The following is an 18,615-nucleotide window of genomic DNA, read 5'->3' as shown; positions in this document are numbered from 1 at the left end:
CCGTTCATCCAACTCGTCCCGGCTGCGGGCCGCGCATCTTACAGCAACTCCCGGGACCGTCAACCACTTCCCGACAACCGCCTCCAACACGCCCCGCCACCTCAATGCTTACCCGGCAGCGGGGCGCGCATTGTGCACACTCGCGAACACTTTGGGAAGCTTTTTTTTCGCCCATCCCGCCGACCGGGCCTTGACCTCGCCAGAGGACTGCCGGATGGTCGCTCCACCCCCTGGCAGAGCCCTCCGATGAACGCCTCCCCGCTGCTTTCCCACCTCCGTACCGTGCTGCTGCTCGCGCTCCTGTGCTGCGCGTCGCTACCGGGCTGCGCCAGCGGCGCCGGCCCATGGGTCGAGATCGCGGGCACCCGCTACGTGGTGGAAGTGGCCGACGACGACGCCGAACGGTCTCGCGGCCTGATGTTCCGCGACGAGATGCCGGCCGACCACGGCATGCTGTTCATCCACGAGAGCGAGGCGATGCAGGCCTACTGGATGAAGAACACACGGATCGCGCTGGACATCCTGTACTTCGACGATGAGCGCCGGCTGGTTTCGCAACAGCGCGACGTGCCGCCGTGCTCGCTGGGCAACGGCTGCCCGCCCTACCCCAGCAGCGCACCGGCGCGCTACGTGCTCGAGCTCAACGCCGGCCAGGCGGCGCGGCTGGGGCTCCAGGACGGCATGGAGATGATCTTCGGGCCGGGCATCGAGAACGCGGACTGAACCGCCTTCGCGGGGCCTCAGGCCTCGACCATCTCGAAATCGTCCTTGGTGACGCCACAGTCCGGGCAGGTCCACGTATCGGGGACATCGGCCCAGCGCGTGCCCGGCGCGATCCCCTCTTCCGGCAATCCCTCGGCTTCGTCGTAGATGAAGCCGCAGACAACGCACATCCAGGTGCGGTAGGGCGCGGTCACTGCTGTGTCGGACATGGGCGGATAATGGGCTGGAATGAAGTTCGCATTGTCCCATGTCCCACCTCGCGGGGCACGGGCAGGAGGAAGCCTCGCATGAAACCGCCCTGGCCGGCTCGCGGCCTGTATGCCATCACCCCCGACGAGACCGACACCGGACGCCTGGTGTCGCGCGTGCGGGACGTGCTGGATGCCGGCGCGGCCTGGCTGCAGTACCGTAACAAGGCGGCCAGCGCCCGCGACCGGCGGGCTCAGGCGCTGGCGCTGCTGCCGCTGTGCCGCGAACGCGGCGTGCCCCTGATCGTCAACGACGACTGGCGATTGGCGGCCGGCATCGGCGCCGATGGCGTGCATCTGGGCGAAGACGATGGCAACGTCGCCGCCGCCCGGGCCGCCCTGCCGGCGGGCGCCCTGGTGGGCGCGTCCTGCTACGACGACGTGGCGCTCGCCAGGCGCGCGGTCGAGGCCGGCGCCAGCTATGTCGCCTTCGGTGCGTTCTTCCCGTCGCCCACCAAGCCCGGCGCGCGCCGGGCGAGCCCGGGCCTGCTCGCCGCGGCGGCCTCACTGGGCGTGCCGCGAGTGGCCATCGGCGGCATCACCCCGGACAATGCGCCCTCCCTGGTCGAGGCCGGGGCCGACCTGCTGGCAGTGATCAGCGGCGTGTTCGATGCGCCCGACCCGGCCATGGCGGCCCGCGCCTATCGCGCCTGCTTCGACCCTCCTTCTTCCACGCTTGCCCACGGAACCACGCCATGAACCACGCTCGCTCCCATGCCCTTTTCACCCGCGCCCAGGACTTGCTCCCGGGCGGCGTCAATTCGCCGGTGCGTGCGTTCAAGTCGGTCGGTGGCGAACCGTTCTTCGCCCAGCGCGCGGAAGGCGCCTACCTGTTCGACGTGGATGGCAACCGCTACATCGACTACGTCGGCTCCTGGGGGCCGATGGTGGCCGGCCACGCACGTCCCGAGGTGCTCGCCGCGGTCGAAAAGACCATGCGCGATGGACTGAGCTTCGGCGTCCCGAACGCGCTCGAAGTGGAGATGGCCGAAGCGCTCACCCACATCGTGCCCAGCTGCGAGATGGTCCGCATGGTCAACTCGGGTACCGAGGCGACGCTGTCGGCGATCCGCGTGGCCCGCGGCGTCACCGGCCGCACGCGGATCGTCAAGTTCGAGGGCTGCTACCACGGGCATGGCGACAGCTTCCTGGTCAAGGCCGGCAGCGGCGTGATGACGCTGGGCCTGCCCAACTCGCCGGGCGTTCCCGACGCGCTGGCGGACCTGACGACGACCATCCCGTACAACGATTTCGAAGCCGCCAGCGCGTTGTTCGAGGAAATCGGCGATGAGATCGCGGGCCTGATCATCGAGCCTATCGTCGGCAACGCCAACTGCATCCTGCCCCGCGAGGGTTACCTGCAGCACCTGCGCGAGCTGTGCACGCGACACGGTGCCTTGCTGATCTTCGACGAGGTCATGACCGGGTTCCGCGTGGCGCTCGGCGGCGCGCAGGCACGCTACGGCATCACCCCCGACCTGAGCACCTTCGGCAAGATCATCGGCGGCGGCATGCCGGTGGGCGCCTATGGCGGCAAGCGCGAATACATGTCGCAGGTGGCGCCCAGCGGCCCGATCTACCAGGCCGGCACGCTGAGCGGCAACCCCGTGGCCATGGCCGCCGGCCTGGCGACACTGGCGCTGATCCGCGAGCCCGGCTTCCACGACGAGCTCGAGCGTCGCACGCACCAGCTGTGCGACGGGCTCGAGGCGGCGGCGCGCGAAGCCAACGTCGCGTTCCACACCACGCGCGCGCCCGGCATGTTCGGCCTGTACTTCCGCGAGGGGCCGGTGGAGACCTTCGAGGACGCCAAGGCGTCCGATGCCGCCAAGTTCAAGCACTTCTTCCACGGCATGCTCGAGCGCGGCGTGTACCTCGCACCGTCGGCCTTCGAGGCCGGCTTCATGTCGAGCGCCCATGGCGACGCCGAGATCGCGCACACGGTCAAGGCCGCGCGCTCGGTGTTCGGCGACATGGGCTGAAGCCCGGGGCGTTCGGCACCGCCGCGATCAGCCGGTGGCGTACTCGCGCAGCGCCGCATGCAGGCGCTGCATGCCCTCGGCGACATCGGCGTCGTGGATGTTCAACGCCGGCACGAAGCGCAGCACGTCCGGACCGGCCTGCAGCAACAGCAGGCCGTGGCCGACGCACAGGTCCAGGATGTCCGCGGCCTTGCCGGCGTGGGCAGGACGCAGGGGCGCGCCGATCATCAGGCCACGCCCGCGGATCTCGCCGAACAGGCCCAGCTCCTCGTCGATGCGCGCCAGGGAGGCGCGAATCGCATCGGCCTGGCGCGCCACGTTGGCGAGGATCGCGTCCGAAGACAGCTCTCGCAGCACCACGCGCGCCACGGCCGCGGCCAGCGGATTGCCGCCAAACGTGGTGCCGTGGGCGCCGAAGGTGAGGGTCTCGCTGACGCGCGGCCCGGCCAGCATCGCGCCGATCGGCATGCCGCCGCCCAGCGCCTTGGCCAGGGTCACCACGTCGGGGACGACGCCGTAGCCTTCGCAGGCGAACAGGCGGCCGGTACGCCCCATGCCGCACTGGATCTCGTCGAGCATGAGCAGCGCGCCGTGGCGGTCGCACAGCGCGCGCAGGCCCTGCAGGAACGCGGGCGTCGCCGGCATCACCCCGCCCTCGCCCTGTACCGGCTCGACCAGCACTGCACAGACATCGCCGGCGGCCATCGCGGCCTCCGCGGCGGCGAGGTCGTTGAAATCGCTGTAGCGGAAGCCTCCGGGCAGCGGCTCGAAGCCCTCCTGGTACTTGGGTTGCGCGGTGGCGGTCACGGTCGCGAGGGTGCGTCCGTGGAAGCTGCCCCGGAAGGTCAGGATGACGCGACGCTCCGGCGGCCGGCCCTCGCCGGTCGCCCACTTGCGGGCGAGTTTGATCGCCGCTTCATTGGCTTCCGCACCCGAGTTGCACAGGAACACGCGGCGCGCGAAGCCGCTGGCCTCGACCAGGTCTCGGGCCAGCTCGAGCGGCGGCGCGCTGACGAAGACGTTGCTGGTGTGCCAGAGCCGGCCCGCCTGCGCGGTCAGCGCCTCGACGAGCGCGGGGTGGGCGTGGCCCAGGGCATTGACGGCGATGCCGCCACCGAAGTCGACGTACTCGCGGCCATCCAGGTCGTGGATGCGCGAACCCTGCCCGCGGTCGAGGACGATCCGGCGCGGCCGGTAGACCGGCACGTAGAAGTCGTCGGCGAGGGCGCAGAGGGCGTCGTTGGCAGTGCTCATGGTGTCCTGGGACCGGTGGTGGGAGCGATGGAGCTGCATTCTCGCCGATTGCACGGCCGGATGCGGCACAATCCGGGGCCGGAGGGTCAAATGCGACTGCTGTTCACGCCCCAACTCAATCCCGCGACCGAGACCGGCTGGCGCCGGCGCTGGTTCGACATCATCTACCGGCACGACACCCCGCCGTCGCGGAACTTCGACCTGCTGTTGATCTTTGCGATCCTCACCAGCGTGCTGGTGATCATGTTCGACAGCGTGCCCCACATCCACGCCCGTCACGCGAAGGCCATGTACCTGGTGGAGTGGGCGTTCACCCTGCTGTTCACCGCCGAGTACGTGCTGCGGCTGGTGGTGGTCAGGCGACCGCTCCGCTATGCCCTGAGCGTCTGGGGCATCATCGACCTGCTGTCGATCCTGCCGACCTACCTATCGCTGTTGCTGCCGGGCAGCCAGAGCCTGCTGGTGGTGCGCATCCTGCGCATCCTGCGACTGTTCCGCATCCTGAAGCTGACGCAGTACGTCGAAGAAGGCGGCGTACTGGTCAAGGCGCTGTGGCGCAGCCGGCGCAAGATCTTCGTGTTCATCTGCGCGATCCTCACCGTGGTAGTGATCTTCGGCGCGCTGATGTACGTCATCGAGGGGCCGGAGCACGGCTTCGCGAGCATCCCGACCGGCATGTACTGGGCCATCGTGACCATGTCCACGGTGGGCTATGGCGACATTTCGCCGGAGACCGTCACCGGGCGCTTCATTGCCTCGATCCTCATCCTGATCGGCTACAGCGTGATCGCCGTGCCCACCGGCATCTACACCGCCGAACTGGCCAGCAGCCTGCGCGAAGCCACCCGCAGCAGCGACCACCACGATTCGCGGGGCTGCCCGGAATGCGGCCTGGAGGGCCACGACCCCGACGCCCTGCACTGCCGCCACTGCGGCACCCCCCTCCACGCCCCGATGGGGTGAGGCAAGACCGCTTGCGCGGCACTGCCGCGCGGTCTTGCCGAACGCCCAGCGCGCTGCGCTGGGCCGGGGGTTGCGAGGTGAGCGCGAAGCGCGAGCCCGCAACGGCTCCAGAGGCGAAGCCGATGGAAGACCGCTTGCGCGGCACTGCCGCGCGGTCTTGCCGAACGCCCAGCGCGCTGCGCTGGGCCGGGGGTGAGGGGACGCGGCTTGCGAACCACCGGTTCGCGCGGCCACGAACGCCCGGGCGCTGGCGCCCGGGCCGGGGGTGGAACCGCCCGCCGTAGAAGAAGCTGGATCCCAGCGTTCGCTGGGATGACGGTGGGCGGGGTTGCCGGGCGGGGGGCGGCTGAGACGTCGCCGTAGGGTGGGTCGAGCCGAAGGCGATACCCACCGTCGCTCGTGGACACGACGCACGATGGGTTTTGCCTCGCGCAAGCGTTCCTGCGGTGTTCGAAGCGCCGCTCGTTCATTGGCTGCCACAACGCGCGGCGGCGCATTGAAAGTCGACGTTGCTCCAAGCGCCACCTCGCACGGTGCAATGCGCTTCGCTTATTGCACCCTACCGATCCGCCGCGGCCACGGTCGCCCGGGGGGGGCGCCGGACGTGGCAATGAAGCGAGGGCTTCGCGTCCTCCCGATTACCAGCTGCCGGTGTTGGCCATCGAGGCCCAGGGCTCGGCCGGCGCGAGACGGTCTCCCTTCTGCAGGAGTTCGACGGAAATACCATCGGGCGAGCGCACGAACGCCATGTGGCCGTCGCGCGGCGGGCGGTTGATGGTCACGCCCATGTCCTGCAGGTGCTGGCAGGTCGCGTAGATGTCGTCGACGGCGAAGGCCAGGTGACCGAAGTTGCGGCCGCCAGTGTAGGCCTCGTCGTCGTGGTTCCAGGTCAGCTCGACCTCGGCTTCCGGATTCTCCGGCGCCCCCAGGTAGACCAGGGTGAAACGGCCTTCCGGGTAGTCCTTGCGGCGGTTCTCGACCAGGCCGAGGCCTTCGCAGAAGAACTTCATCGATGCGTCGAGGTCGCGGACGCGGACCATGGTGTGCAGGTATTTCATGGGGTGTGGACTCCTTGCAAAGGCGCGCGGGCGGCGCACCCGGTCAATCGAGGAAGAGGTCGGGCAGCAGGGGCTTGCCGGGGTCGACCGCATAGACATCGAAGTCCTCGACCCCCGCCTCGGCCAGGACTTCGTCGTCGATCAGGAAGCGGCCGCTGAAGCCCTCGGCCGGGCGCGTCAGCACCGCGTGGGCGGCGTCGCCCATGATCGCCGGCGTGCGGGCGTTCGCGGTGTCGACCCCGGGGATCATGTTGAGCGCGTCGGTCGCGATCAGGGTGCGCGGCCACAGGGCGTTGATCGCCACGCCGCGGGGACCGAACTCCGCCGCCAGGCCCAGGGTGACGAAGCTCATGCCCATCTTCGCCAGGGTGTAGGCGGTATGTGGCCCCCACCACTTCGGGTCGAGCGAAGGCGGCGGGGCCAGCGTCAGGACATGCGGATTCGGCGCCTCCAGCAGGTGCGGCAGGCAGGCCTGCGCGCACAGGAAGCTGCCGCGGGCGTTGACCTCCTGCATCAGGTCGAAGCGCTTCATCGGCGTGTCGAGCGCGCCGCGCAACCAGATCGCGCTCGCGTTGTTGACCAGGATGTCCAGCCCGCCGAAGGCGTCGACGGTGGCGGCGACCGCGGCGCGCACCTGGTCTTCCTCGCGGATGTCGCACTGCAGGGCCAGCGCCTGGCCGCCGGCGGCCTCGACCTCCGCGGCGACGCTGTGGATGGTCCCCGGCAGCTTGGGGTTGGGCACGCCGGACTTGGCGACCACGGCGATGTTGGCACCGTCGCGGGCGGCGCGCAGGGCAATGGCGCGACCGATGCCGCGCGAGGCGCCGGTGATGAAGAGGGTCTTGCCGCTCAGGCTCATAGGGGTGATTGGTGACCGTTGATTGGACTGCAGGGTATCGCGGGGCGCGGTAATCCGATGTCGACGCGCTGGATTCAGGGCTTGGGCCCCTGGCCTTCGTTGTCCTCCCAGTGGAGGATTCGACGGGTGACGAACCGGTAGACCGGCTTGCCCGTGGCGAACCAGGCCTCGCGCAGCCAGGAGCGGCGCTTGAGCAGCCGCCGTTCGACCGGGGTGATGGCGTCGGGGCAGTAGGTCCGCTTGTGCTTGAGCAGGTGGCGCAGGTCCTCGCGCGCGAGCAGGCGCATCCAGCGCGAGCGGGGCCGGCCACGGACGGCGAGCTGGAAATCGATGATCGCCGGCGTGCCGTCCTCGAGCACCAGCCAGTTGGCTTCCTTGGCCAGGTCGTTGTGGGCGATCCCGTGCCGGTGCAGGCCCTGCAGCAGGCGCCGGGCGCGGCGGAAGTACGCCAGGTCGCCGCGGGGGGGGCGCTGGTACATCGCCGCGCCGGCCATGAAGCTGCGATCCAGGCAGCGCCCGGTCCAGGCACGCAGTTGCGGCACGGCGTCCAGTCCGACCACGGCGCGCAGGGCCGCGGCCTCGCGCCGGGCCAGCCACCAGGCCGGCAGGCGCAGCCACAGCGGCACGTGGGCGAGGTCGCGACGGACGAACAGGCCGGCCTCGTCGCGCATCAGCGCGATACGGCCGAAACTGTCGGACTTCAGGGCGGATACTTCGATCGACATCGGACGATTCTAGGACGCGCGGCCGCGTTTGGCCCGGAAGATCGCCTCGGGCGTGCCGTCCTGCATGGGCGCAAAGCGCGATCGTCCGCCATAATTCCGCGATGGAATCGGCCTGGATCGAAAATGCGACCGCCTGGATCGCGGCACACCCCACCGCCGCCGGCGCGTTGATCTTCCTGATCGCGTTCTGCGACGCACTGGTGATCCTGGGCATCGTGGTCCCGGCCCTGCCCCTGCTGTTCGCCGTCGGCGCGATGGTCGGGCTGGGGCACATCAACGGGCCCTACGCCCTCGCCGCCGCGGCCCTGGGCGCCCTGCTCGGCGATACCCTGAGCTACTGGGTCGGTCGCCTCTGGGGGCCGCAACTGCGCCAGCGCTGGCCGTTCTCGCGCTACCCGCAATGGCTGGAACGCAGCGAGTCGATGTTCCGGCGCCACGGGGTCAAGAGCATCTTCATCGCCCGATTCGTCGGCGCGGTGCGACCCTTCGTTCCCGCCATCGCCGGCATGCTGCGCATGCCCTTCCCGCGCTACCTGCTGCCCAGCGTGGTCGCCTGCGTCGGCTGGGCCGCCCTGTTCCTCGCCCCGGGCTGGATACTGGGGGCCTCCTACGAGGCCGTCGCCGCGGTGGCGGACCGCCTGGCCATCGTGTTCGGCGTGCTGCTGGTCGCGCTGGGGCTGGTGTGGGCCACGGTGCTCTACACCTGGCGCTGGTCGGCGATGCATGCCGACAAGTGGCTGGCACGGGCGCTGGACTGGTTCCGCCGACATCCGCGGATGGGTCGCTATGCCTCCGCGCTGGTCGACCCCAACCGACCCGAATCGCCGTCCCTGGTGATCCTCGCGCTTTGCCTGCTGGCGATCAGCTGGACCTGGTTCTCGCTGCTGGCGACGCTGTTCGCCAGCGGCGGGCCGCTGCCGCTCGACCACAGCGTGCACACCTTCATGTGGAGCCTGCGCAATCCGCTGGCCGACCGGATGATGGCGGCGCTGGCGAGCCTGGGCGACCTGCCGGTACTGGGTACCGCCGCGGCCGTGCCGCTGGTCTACCTGCTCTGGCGGCGGCGCTGGATGGCCGCCGCGCACTGGATCGCGGCCATCGTGTTCGGCCTGGTCCTCACCGCGCTGCTGGAGGCGGCCATCGACATGCCGCGGCCACCGACCGCCCCGGCCGGCTTCGGCTTCCCCTCGGTATCGGTGACGATGGCCACGGTGGTGTTCGGGTTCTTCGCGGTCCTGATCGCCCGTGAGTTGCCGGGACGCAAGCGCGTCTGGCCGTACCTGGTGGCCGGCGTCGCCACCACGCTGATCGGCTTCGCACGGCTGTACCTGGGCGCGCACTGGCTGAGCGACATCGTCGGCGGCACCCTGTTCGGCATCGTCTGGCTGCTGGTGCTGGGACTGGCGTATCGCAGCCACCAGGCGCGCTCGTTCTGGATGCGGCCGCTGGCGTGGATGTTCTATGGCAGCTTCCTCGCCGCCGCGGCCTGGCACGCGCCGCGCGCGGCGGACGGCCTGCTGGCGAAGTTCCAGGCGGTGGCGCCGCTTCGCATCGTCAGCGACGCGGACTGGTGGCGGGACGACTGGCAGACCCTGCCGGCCCAGCGCGACGAACGCGACGTGCGCCGCCGGTGGACGCTCGACCTCCAGGTCGCCGGCCCGCTGGCACCGCTGCAACTCGCGCTTGAGGCCGAAGGCTGGCGCGTGCAGCCCCAGGCGGACTGGACGGCGACCGTCGGCCTGCTCGACGACGACACGCCCGCCCAGGCGCAACCCGTGCTGCCGGCGACGCTCGATGCGCAGGCCGAGTCGCTGCTGATGGTGCGCGACGTGCCCGCTACGCCGGGCCAGGCACCGCGCATGCTGGCCCTGCGCCTGTGGCCCGCCCCGGCCGCGCTCGACGACGGCACGCCGCTATGGCTGGGCGCGACCCAGCGCCTGTACCTGGCACGGCCCTTCGACCTATTCGCGCTGTGGCGTCCCGAGCCGGACGAGGGCGAAACCTTCGCCGCCGTCCGCGAAGCCCTGACCGGATTCGAGCAGGCCGAGGGCGTGCACCCCGACACCGGCCTGCCGGTACTGCGCCTGCACACGGTGGCGGACCGCTCAGGGCAGTAGCGCGAGGACCTGCTGCAGGCGCTCGTGGGGATCCTGGGTCTGCAGCAGCACCTGGCGCTGCGGATTCTCGAGCGGCAGCATTTCCGCCAGCCGCCAGCCGACCCAGGCGGCGTCGTCGAAGCGCGACTCGTCGGCCTTTGCGTGCTCGCCACCGACCTTGTCGATGACCTCGTGCAGCAGGGTCGCCAGCAGGCCATGTTCGGGTTGCAGGGGCTCGACCACATCGTCGGCGCACCAGCTGACGTCGGCGACCTGGAGGCCATTGTCGCGCACGCGGACGCGATGCACGTGGAAGCGGCGCCCGCCCCTCACGTGCAGGACCAGCAGGCCGTCGTCGCCGGTCGCGAAGTCCTCGACCACCGCTTCGGTGCCGTAGGCCGCGGCGGAGGCGACCGCCCCGACCTCCTCGCCGTCGATGATCAGGCAGATGCCGAACCCATGCCCGTTGCGCCCGCATTCGCGGACCAGGTCGAGGTAGCGGGGCTCGAAAACGCGCAGGCTCATCGCCGCGCCGGGCAGCAGCACGGCGTGGAGCGGGAACAGCGGCAGCGATTCGACGGGGAGCGGTGGGGTCGACACGCGCCCAGTGTTACGCATCATCCACGCGGCGTCATCCCGCCCGGCGCGCGGCGCGCACTCAGTCGTCGCGCAGCCGGGCGAGGAAGCGGCGCGGCGCGCCGTCGAAACCGCCGTTCGACATGAAGACCACGTGGTCGCCATCGCGCGTGCGTTCGACCAGGGCCTGGATGAGGGCGTCGACGTCGGCGGCGGCGACCGCGTCCCCGCGCACGTCGGCCACCACCCGCGCCGCGTCCCAGGCCAGCTCGGGGCGGTGCAGGAACACAACCGCATCGGCACCGTCGAGCGAGGGGGCGAGCGCCTGCGCATGCGCGCCCAGGCGCATGGAATTGCTGCGCGGCTCCATCGCCACCACGATGCGCGCGCCGCCGACACGCGCCCGCAGGCCCTCCAGCGTCGTGCGTATCGCGGTGGGGTGGTGCGCGAAGTCGTCGTAGACGGTGATCCCCCGCGCCTCGCCCAGATGCTCCATTCGGCGCTTCACGCTGCGGAAGTTCGACAGGGCCGGCAACAGCCCGGCCACGTCGACGCCCACCGCGGCGCAGGCGGCCAGTGCCGCCAGCGCATTCATCACGTTGTGCCGGCCCAGCAGGGGCCAGTGGACCTCGCCCAGTGCCGCGCCGCGATGGACCACCACGAAGGCACTGCCGTCCGCGGCCAGCAGGCGCGCGGTCCAGTCCAGGCCCTCGCCCTCCAGGCCGAACCGCTCGACCGGGGTCCAGCAGCCCATTTCGAGCACTTCGGCCAGGCGCGGGTCCTCCCCGTTGACCACCAGGCGGCCGCGGCGCGGCACGGTCCGCACCAGGTGGTGGAACTGGCGCTGGATCGCGGCCACGTCCGGGAAGATGTCGGCGTGGTCGAACTCGAGGTTGTTGAGGATCGCGACCAGCGGCCGGTAGTGCACGAACTTGCTGCGCTTGTCGAAGAAGGCCGTGTCGTACTCGTCGGCCTCCACCACGAACAAGGGGCGACCGGACGAGGGTTCGGCCGCCGGCGCGCCCCCCAGCCTGGCGGACACGCCGAAGTCCTCGGCGACGCCGCCGATGAGGAATCCCGGCGCACGTCCCGCCGCCTGCAGCAGGTACGTCAGGATGGTGGTCGTGGTGGTCTTGCCGTGGGTGCCGGCGACGGCGAGGGTGTCGCGGCCGGGCAGGACCCGTTCGCTCAGCCACTGCGCGCCGGAAATGTAACGGCGCCCATCGTCGAGGACCTGCTCGACGGCCGGATTGCCGCGCGAAAGGGCATTGCCGACCACGATCTCGTCGCAGTCGGCGGAGATGTTGCCGGGCAGGTAGCCCTTGCGCAGGGCGATGCCGAGCTGCTCGAGCTGGGTCGACATCGGCGGGTACACCGCCTGATCGCTGCCTTCGACCTCGTGGCCGAGCTCGCGGGCCAGCGCGGCGACGCCGCCCATGAAGGTGCCGGCGATACCGAGGATATGCAGTTTCATGCGTCTACGATCCGTGCGCCCGGCGGCGGACTGCGCGCTGGCGCGGTGTCCGGGACGGCACCGCGCGCACCGCGATGGGACTCAGCCGACCTCGCGGACGGGCTCGATCGCTTCGATGATGCGGGTGAAGACCTGGTCCATCGAACCCACGCCGTCGACCACGGTCAGCTGGCCGTGCTGGCGGAAGAATTCGATCACCGGCGCGGTCTGGTCGTTGTAGACGCCCAGTCGCGTGCGCACCGATTCGGGCGTGTCGTCGGCCCGGCCCTCGGCGGCGGCGCGGCCGGCGATGCGCTCGACCAGCAGCTCGGTCGGGACCTCGAGCTGGACGGCGGCCTCCATCGGCTGGCCGATGCGCTTGAGCAGGGTGTCCAGGGCGTCGGCCTGGGCGAGGTTGCGCGGGTAGCCGTCGAGGATGAAGCCGTTGGCGGTGTCCGGGCGCGAGAAGCGATCCTCGAGCATGCCCAGCAGGATGGCGTCGCTGACCAGCTGCCCGCGGGCCATGACTTCCTTGGCCTCCAGGCCCAGCTTGCTGCCGGCGGCCACTTCGGCGCGCAGCAGGTCGCCGGTGGAAATGTGGGGGACCTGGAGGTGATCCTTGAGGCGGGCCGCCTGCGTCCCCTTGCCGGAACCCGGCGCGCCCAGAAGTACCAATCGCATCAACATCGCTCCACAAGAGACGGAAAAGCGGGCCCGCATGGTGCCGCCGCGGTGGCGCTACACTGGAGCGCACGACCCGCCCGGCCGGGCGAAACGGTGTCCAGCTTACCGCATCCGGGCGGTATTTCCGGGCATTGTCCGGGCAAATCCGCCCAATGGACGAGAACTCCGCCCGGACCGGTCCCGCCCCCCTTTCCAGCGCACGGAGAGCCCCATGGCCCAAGGCACCCTGCTTTACGCCCAGTCCGGCGGTGTCACCGCCGTCATCAACGCCACCGCCTCGGCGGTGATCCAGACCGCCCGCGCCCGGCGGGTCAAGGTGCTCGCCGCCCGCAATGGCATCCTCGGTGCGCTCGCCGAGGACCTGATCGACACCTCGAAGGAGTCGATCGCGGCCATCCGCGCCCTCGCCCATACCCCCGGCGGCGCCTTCGGCTCCTGCCGGGTCAAACTGAAGTCCCTCGAGGCCGACCGCGCCCGCTACGAGCGCCTGCTCGAGGTGCTGCGGGCGCACCAGGTCCGGTACTTCCTCTACAACGGCGGCAACGACTCGGCCGACACTGCGCTGAAGGTCTCGCGCCTCGCGGCGGCGTTCGACTACCCGCTGGCCTGCATCGGCGTACCCAAGACGGTCGACAACGATCTGGCCGTGACCGACTGCTGCCCCGGCTTCGGCTCGGCGGCCAAGTACACGGCGGTCTCGGTGCGCGAAGCGGCGCTGGATGTCGCGGCGATGGCCGAGACCTCGACCAAGGTCTTCGTCTACGAGGCGATGGGCCGCCATGCCGGCTGGCTGGCCGCCGCGGCGGGGCTGGCCGGCGACGGTCGCGACCAGGCGCCTCACCTGATCCTGTTTCCGGAGCGCCCTTATGACGAGGCCGACTTCCTGGCCCGGGTGAAGGCCACCGTCGACCGGGTCGGCTATTGCGTGGTCGTCGCCAGCGAGGGCATCCAGACCGCCGACGGGCGTTTCGTCGCCGATGCCGGCGGCGGCAAGGATTCCTTCGGCCATACCCAGCTTGGCGGCGTGGCCTCGTTCCTGGCCGGGCGGGTGAAGGATGCGCTGGGCCTGAAGGTGCACTGGACCCTGCCCGACTACCTGCAGCGCTCGGCCCGCCACCTCGCCTCCGCGACCGACCTGGAACAGGCCCAGGCCGTCGGTCGCAAGGCGGTGGAGTACGCACTGGCGGGCATGAACGCGGTGATGCCGGTCATCGTGCGCGGCTCGGACGCGCCCTACCGCTGGAAGATCGAGCCGGCGCCGCTGGAGCGGGTCGCCAACCACGAGAAGAAGATGCCGGCCGGCTTCATCCGTCGCGACGGCTACGGGATCAGGGCCGCGGCACGCCGCTACCTCGAACCCCTGGTGCGCGGCGAGGCGCCGCCGCCGTACGGCCGCGACGGACTGCCGAAGTACGTGTCGCTGAAGAACGTCGCGGTCAAGCGCAAGCTGCCGCGCTGGACGGGCTGAAGCCGGAACGGAGACGGCGGCAGTGGCCCGGCAGTAGGCTGGCGATGCGCGAAGGCAAGGTCGCCGATCACCGTCGGGCGTCCGGGTAGCCGGTCGGTGCCGGACGCGCGCCCGCGCCGGGTCCGGCATGGGCAGTCGTGGGGAGGGGCCGCAACGACGTTACGGCTTGTCGAAAGGCGCGCCCTGGCCACTCCCACTCACTGGACGAGTGCCCCTTGGAAAGCAGCAGCGCCAAAAGAGATGGGGCGGGCCACGGGCAGGGGCTGGCGAAAACTGAACGGGTCGGATAACGTCGTCACGCGGCGGGGAGGCCGCATCCCATGTGGCGACACCTGATCGTGGTCGTGGTAGCCCTGTGTCCGGGCCTTGTCCTCGCGCTCGAACCGCCCGCACAGGCGCAGGCCGCGTGCCGGCGGGCACGGCGGTCGATCTCGAGATCACCGATACCCTCGGCTCGGACACCCATGTCCGCGAGGACCTGTTCGGGCTGCGCCTGGCTGCTCCGCTGGTCGTGGGCGGCACCGAGGTGGTGCCCGCCGGGGTCGCGGGCGTGGGCCAGGTCGTCCATGCCGACGCCGCGCGGGGGGGCGGTGCCCCGGGCGAGCTGCTCATCGCCGCGCGCCACCTCGAGCTTGCATGCGGCCCCCTGCCCCTGCGAGGGCTCAAGCTCGGCGTGACCGGTGGCGACAACAGCGGCATGGCCGTCGGCGTGTCCCTGGCGGCGGGGCCTTTCGCGATGTTCATCCGCGGACACGAGATCCAGATCCCCGCCGGCACCCGGGTCACGGCCAGGCTCGCGCGCGACCTGGAGCCCGGGGCGGACCTGGCGTGCGCCGTCGCGACCACGCCGGCACCGGAGCAGGTGACGCCCGACGCAGCGCTTCCCGCGTCCCCTTCCAACCCCACACCACCCACCCTTGAGTAGATCCCACATGCGCAAACTCGCCTGCCGTTCGCTCCTCGTCGTCGCCCTCCTGCCCGTCCACGCCTTCGCCCAGGAGGCAAGCACCGACGCTGTCGCCGAAGCCGAAGTCGCCACGGCCGATTCAGAGTCGCCGCGGATCGAATCCGCCAGCGAAGACAGCGCCTCGAGTGCCAGCGACGCGGTCGCCGAGGCCACCGCCGCTGACGAAACGGATGTCGCAGCCACGGCGGCGGCGCCGGCCAGCGACGCGTCCGCAGTCGACAGCACCGGCCTGGTCGGGGTGCCTGCCGAGGGCATGGGCCAGATCGTCTTCTTCCGCCCCTCGAAGCTGGTCGGCGGCGCCGTCGGTTTCAAGGTGCGCGAAGGCGATATGGAACTGGGCAAGCTCCGCAGCGGCCGCTACTTCATTGCCTCCGTGGCGCCGGGGGTGCACGAATACACCGTGCATTCGGAAGCCAAGGACGTGCTCACCCTCGAGGTCGAAGCCGGCGAAACCTACTACGTCCAGGGCACGATCTCGATGGGCGTGCTGGCGGGCCGCCCCAACCTCTCGCCTGCCGACGCCACCCGGTTCGCAGCGATCGCGGCCAAGCTCAAGCCGGCGAAGTAAGCACGATCAACCGGATCGAAAAAAGGGGCCGCGGAAGCGGCCCCCTTTTCATGGGTCGTGCGCAAGCACGCCCGGGCCTATCGCGCAGCGCAGGCCTCACCCTCGACCGACATCGCCGCGGCGAACATCGGCACCTTGTCCGCGGCCGCCGCGCGGGTCTTGTCGGAGTCCTGCAGGTAGATGCGCGAACGGCCCTGCGCATCCAGGTCGGGCGGCGCCACCGCCGCCGGCTTGCGCCACAGCTTCACCACCGCCTGCTGGCCGGGACAGGCGGCGCTGGGAATGCGGATGACGTCGTTGAAGATCCACCCGGCCGCGGCGTCGGGCCGCGCCTTGGCCGCATCGACGAAGCGCGCGCGCGGCTGGCAATTGGGACTCGTCTTCACCACGGCGAAGCGATACGGCTCGGCGGCATCGCCAGTGAAGACGCCTTCGATCCGCGCGCAGGCCTCGGGAATGGTGCGCAGCGAATGCACCGCGCCCACGGCCTGCGGTGGCGCGACCGGGCGCTCGATCTCCGGGGCCGGCCCTTGGGCGAGGGCCGCGGACGGCGCCAGGGATGCCAGCGCCAGGCACAGCAGGGTTCGGATCGGCATGGGGGGCTCTCCTGCGTGGACCCGGTCAGGCTCGCAGAAGTCGTCTGAACGTCGGGTCACGCCCCCGAGCGGATGCTTTTGCGCCATAGCGTCGCCCACGTGGCAGCGCACGGCGGCCAACCTGTGCGATAGTCGGGCCGTTGCCCCCACCGGCCGCCGAGAGGCGCTCCCGCAACGCCGAAAACTCGAGACCCAACATCCGAAATTCCACGTAAGTCCACTCGTTATCCGGGGAGGGGTTCATGCTGGAGCAGTACGGTTTGACCATGGCGCTGGGCTGCGCCGTCATCGCGATCCTGTATGGGATCATCTCGGCGCGCTGGATCGGCGCCCAACCTGCGGGCAACGAACGCATGCAACAGATCGCTTCGGCGATCCAGGAAGGTGCGCGCGCTTACCTCAACCGCCAGTACATGACGATCGCCGTGGCCGGCGTCGTGCTGTTCCTGGTGATCGGCTTCACGCTCGGCTGGACCACCGCGATCGGCTTCGCGCTCGGAGCGATCCTCTCGGGCGCGGCGGGCTACATCGGCATGAACGTGTCGGTGAAGGCCAACGTCCGCACCGCCGAAGCCGCGCGCAAGGGCATGGGCCCGGCGATGGACGTCGCGTTCCGCGGCGGTGCCATCACCGGCATGCTGGTGGTCGGCCTGGGCCTGCTGGGCGTCGCCGGCTACTGGGCGGTCCTGGGCCACATGGGCGTCTACGGCGAGCCCGCGCTGCACGCGCTGGTCGGCCTGGCCTTCGGCTCCTCGCTGATCTCGATCTTCGCGCGACTGGGCGGCGGCATCTTCACCAAGGGCGCGGACGTGGGCGCCGACCTCGTCGGCAAGGTCGAAGCCGGGATCCCGGAGGACGACCCGCGCAATCCCGCGGTGATCGCCGACAACGTCGGCGACAATGTCGGCGACTGTGCCGGCATGGCGGCCGACCTGTTCGAGACCTACGCGGTCACCGTCATCGCGACGATGCTGCTGGGCCAGCTGATGGCCAGCGAAGTGGGCGCCAACGGCGTGCTCTATCCGCTGGTGCTGGGCGGCGCTTCGATCCTCGCCTCGATCGTGGGCGCTTTCTTCGTCAAGGTGAAGACCGGCGGCTCGATCATGGGCGCGCTGTACAAGGGCGTGATCATTTCCGCGGTACTGGCGGCGATCGCCTTCTACCCGATCACCACCGCGCTGATGGGCGACAACGTGCACGGCGCGATGAACCTGTACTACTGCGCGCTCGTCGGCCTGGCGCTGACCGGGGCGATCGTCTGGATCACCGAGTACTACACCGGCACCCAGTACAAGCCGGTGCAGCATGTCGCCGCCGCCTCGACCACCGGGCATGGCACCAACATCATCGCCGGCCTGGGCGTGTCGATGAAGTCGACCGCGATGCCGGTGATCGCGGTGTGCCTGGCGATCTGGGGCTGCCACGCGCTGGCCGGCCTGTACGGCATCGCCATCGCCGCCACCGCGATGCTGTCGATGGCGGGCATGATCGTCGCGCTCGACGCCTACGGCCCGATCACCGACAACGCCGGCGGCATCGCCGAGATGGCCGAACTGCCGCCGGAGGTGCGCGACATCACCGACCCGCTCGATGCGGTGGGCAACACCACCAAGGCGGTGACCAAGGGCTATGCGATCGGCTCGGCGGCGCTTGCCTCGCTCGTGCTCTTCGCGGACTACACCCACAACCTGCAGGCGAGCAATCCCGGCGAGGTGTTCACCTTCGACCTGTCCGACCACTACGTGATCATCGGCCTGCTGATCGGCGGCTTGATCCCCTACCTGTTCGGTGCGATGGCGATGGAGGCGGTCGGCCGGGCAGCCGGCGCGGTGGTGGAGGAAGTCCGCCGCCAGTTCCGCGACATCCCGGGGATCATGGAAGGCACGGGCAAGCCGCAGTACGACAAGGCGGTGGACATGCTGACCAAGTCGGCGATCAAGGAGATGATCGTGCCCTCGCTGCTCCCCGTCGCGGTGCCCGTGGTCGTCGGCCTGCTGCTCGGTCCGAGGGCGCTGGGCGGCCTGCTCATCGGCACGATCGTGACGGGCATCTTCGTCGCGATCTCGATGACCACCGGCGGCGGCGCCTGGGACAACGCCAAGAAATACATCGAGGACGGCCACCACGGCGGCAAGGGCAGCGAAGCCCACAAGGCCGCGGTGACCGGCGACACCGTGGGCGATCCCTACAAGGACACCGCGGGGCCGGCGATCAACCCGCTCATCAAGATCATCAACATCGTGGCCCTGCTGATGGTCCCGCTGCTGTGACTTGAACCGGCAGGCGGCCCACCCCATCAGGCGCCGCCCCTTCGACCCACGACCCCCGCCCCGGCGGGGGTCGTTCGTTTCGCCATTGCGCCGCGACGGCATCCACGAAGGCTGGACACTGTGTT

The 18,615-nt window shown here is 70.4% G+C and carries 18 protein-coding genes; 9 read left to right on the top strand and 9 right to left on the bottom strand.

Going from position 1 to position 18,615, the window contains the following annotated elements; genetic code table 11:
- Positions 1 to 246 precede the first annotated feature (246 nt).
- Positions 247 to 723: a DUF192 domain-containing protein gene (locus FKV25_RS00380; protein ID WP_141516803.1), complete on the top strand. Its 477-nt coding sequence runs from the start codon at positions 247 to 249 to the stop codon at positions 721 to 723.
- A 17-nt stretch (positions 724 to 740) separates the two neighbouring features.
- Here FKV25_RS00380 and FKV25_RS00375 read toward each other — a convergent pair whose 3' ends face one another.
- Complete coding sequence (locus FKV25_RS00375; RefSeq protein WP_141516802.1) at positions 741 to 932, bottom strand: rubredoxin; 192 nt, start codon at positions 930 to 932, stop codon at positions 741 to 743.
- 78 nt (positions 933 to 1,010) lie between these two features.
- Here FKV25_RS00375 and thiE point away from each other — a divergent pair, with 78 nt between their 5' ends.
- Positions 1,011 to 1,670: a thiamine phosphate synthase gene (thiE, locus tag FKV25_RS00370; protein WP_141516801.1), complete on the top strand. Its 660-nt coding sequence runs from the start codon at positions 1,011 to 1,013 to the stop codon at positions 1,668 to 1,670.
- Entirely contained in the window at positions 1,667 to 2,953 is a 1,287-nt protein-coding gene (hemL, locus tag FKV25_RS00365) for a glutamate-1-semialdehyde 2,1-aminomutase (RefSeq protein WP_141516800.1), read from the top strand. The genes thiE and hemL overlap by 4 nt, the downstream gene beginning before the upstream one ends.
- Before the next feature lie 27 nt (positions 2,954 to 2,980).
- Here hemL and FKV25_RS00360 read toward each other — a convergent pair whose 3' ends face one another.
- On the bottom strand, positions 2,981 to 4,207 hold the full coding sequence (locus FKV25_RS00360) for an acetylornithine/succinylornithine family transaminase (RefSeq protein WP_141516799.1): 1,227 nt from the start codon (positions 4,205 to 4,207) through the stop codon (positions 2,981 to 2,983).
- Between the two features lie 90 nt (positions 4,208 to 4,297).
- On the opposite strand from FKV25_RS00360, the gene FKV25_RS00355 reads away from it, so the two are divergent.
- Positions 4,298 to 5,170: an ion transporter gene (locus FKV25_RS00355; RefSeq protein WP_141516798.1), complete on the top strand. Its 873-nt coding sequence runs from the start codon at positions 4,298 to 4,300 to the stop codon at positions 5,168 to 5,170.
- 638 nt (positions 5,171 to 5,808) lie between these two features.
- Here FKV25_RS00355 and FKV25_RS00350 read toward each other — a convergent pair.
- The 3 genes from FKV25_RS00350 to FKV25_RS00340 form a co-directional block, all read right to left on the bottom strand.
- A complete protein-coding gene (locus tag FKV25_RS00350) occupies positions 5,809 to 6,228 on the bottom strand; it encodes a VOC family protein (protein ID WP_141516797.1) in 420 nt (139 codons plus the stop codon).
- Positions 6,229 to 6,271: 43 nt separating this feature from the next.
- Positions 6,272 to 7,087 carry an SDR family oxidoreductase gene (locus FKV25_RS00345; protein ID WP_141516796.1) on the bottom strand — a complete coding sequence of 272 codons (816 nt, stop codon included), beginning with the start codon at positions 7,085 to 7,087 and terminating at the stop codon, positions 6,272 to 6,274.
- 74 nt (positions 7,088 to 7,161) lie between these two features.
- Entirely contained in the window at positions 7,162 to 7,812 is a 651-nt protein-coding gene (locus FKV25_RS00340; protein ID WP_141516795.1) for a protein kinase family protein, read from the bottom strand.
- A gap of 101 nt (positions 7,813 to 7,913) precedes the next feature.
- On the opposite strand from FKV25_RS00340, the gene FKV25_RS00335 reads away from it, so the two are divergent.
- Positions 7,914 to 9,929: a bifunctional DedA family/phosphatase PAP2 family protein gene (locus tag FKV25_RS00335; RefSeq protein WP_141516794.1), complete on the top strand. Its 2,016-nt coding sequence runs from the start codon at positions 7,914 to 7,916 to the stop codon at positions 9,927 to 9,929.
- Here the strand turns inward: FKV25_RS00335 and FKV25_RS00330 are convergent.
- The 3 genes from FKV25_RS00330 to FKV25_RS00320 form a co-directional block, all read right to left on the bottom strand.
- Complete coding sequence (locus tag FKV25_RS00330) at positions 9,918 to 10,526, bottom strand: LON peptidase substrate-binding domain-containing protein (protein ID WP_141516812.1); 609 nt, start codon at positions 10,524 to 10,526, stop codon at positions 9,918 to 9,920. The two genes, FKV25_RS00335 and FKV25_RS00330, sit on opposite strands and share 12 nt — an antisense overlap.
- Positions 10,527 to 10,566: 40 nt before the next feature.
- A complete protein-coding gene (gene mpl, locus FKV25_RS00325) occupies positions 10,567 to 11,958 on the bottom strand; it encodes a UDP-N-acetylmuramate:L-alanyl-gamma-D-glutamyl-meso-diaminopimelate ligase (RefSeq protein ID WP_141516793.1) in 1,392 nt (463 codons plus the stop codon).
- Positions 11,959 to 12,039: 81 nt separating this feature from the next.
- Positions 12,040 to 12,618 (bottom strand): adenylate kinase, encoded by a 579-nt coding sequence (locus FKV25_RS00320; protein ID WP_141516792.1) that lies wholly within the window; start codon positions 12,616 to 12,618, stop codon positions 12,040 to 12,042.
- Between the two features lie 214 nt (positions 12,619 to 12,832).
- On the opposite strand from FKV25_RS00320, the gene FKV25_RS00315 reads away from it, so the two are divergent.
- From FKV25_RS00315 to FKV25_RS00305, 3 genes are all read left to right on the top strand, one after another.
- Complete coding sequence (locus FKV25_RS00315) at positions 12,833 to 14,089, top strand: 6-phosphofructokinase (protein WP_141516791.1); 1,257 nt, start codon at positions 12,833 to 12,835, stop codon at positions 14,087 to 14,089.
- Positions 14,090 to 14,495: 406 nt separating this feature from the next.
- Positions 14,496 to 15,014 carry a hypothetical protein gene (locus tag FKV25_RS00310; protein ID WP_141516790.1) on the top strand — a complete coding sequence of 173 codons (519 nt, stop codon included), beginning with the start codon at positions 14,496 to 14,498 and terminating at the stop codon, positions 15,012 to 15,014.
- A 7-nt stretch (positions 15,015 to 15,021) separates the two neighbouring features.
- Complete coding sequence (locus tag FKV25_RS00305) at positions 15,022 to 15,624, top strand: DUF2846 domain-containing protein (protein WP_141516789.1); 603 nt, start codon at positions 15,022 to 15,024, stop codon at positions 15,622 to 15,624.
- Between the two features lie 77 nt (positions 15,625 to 15,701).
- On the opposite strand, the gene FKV25_RS00300 is transcribed toward FKV25_RS00305, so the two are convergent.
- Positions 15,702 to 16,220, bottom strand: a complete 519-nt coding sequence (locus FKV25_RS00300) for a hypothetical protein (RefSeq protein WP_246071789.1) — start codon at positions 16,218 to 16,220, stop codon at positions 15,702 to 15,704.
- 242 nt (positions 16,221 to 16,462) lie between these two features.
- Between FKV25_RS00300 and FKV25_RS00295 the strand changes: the two genes are divergently transcribed.
- On the top strand, positions 16,463 to 18,490 hold the full coding sequence (locus tag FKV25_RS00295) for a sodium-translocating pyrophosphatase (RefSeq protein WP_141516788.1): 2,028 nt from the start codon (positions 16,463 to 16,465) through the stop codon (positions 18,488 to 18,490).
- Positions 18,491 to 18,615: the final 125 nt, after the last annotated feature.

It is taken from the genome of Marilutibacter aestuarii, from assembly GCF_006546775.1.
In the GTDB taxonomy this organism is placed as follows: Bacteria; Pseudomonadota; Gammaproteobacteria; order Xanthomonadales; family Xanthomonadaceae; genus Marilutibacter; species Marilutibacter aestuarii.
This window is presented reverse-complemented; position numbering and strand designations above follow the sequence as displayed.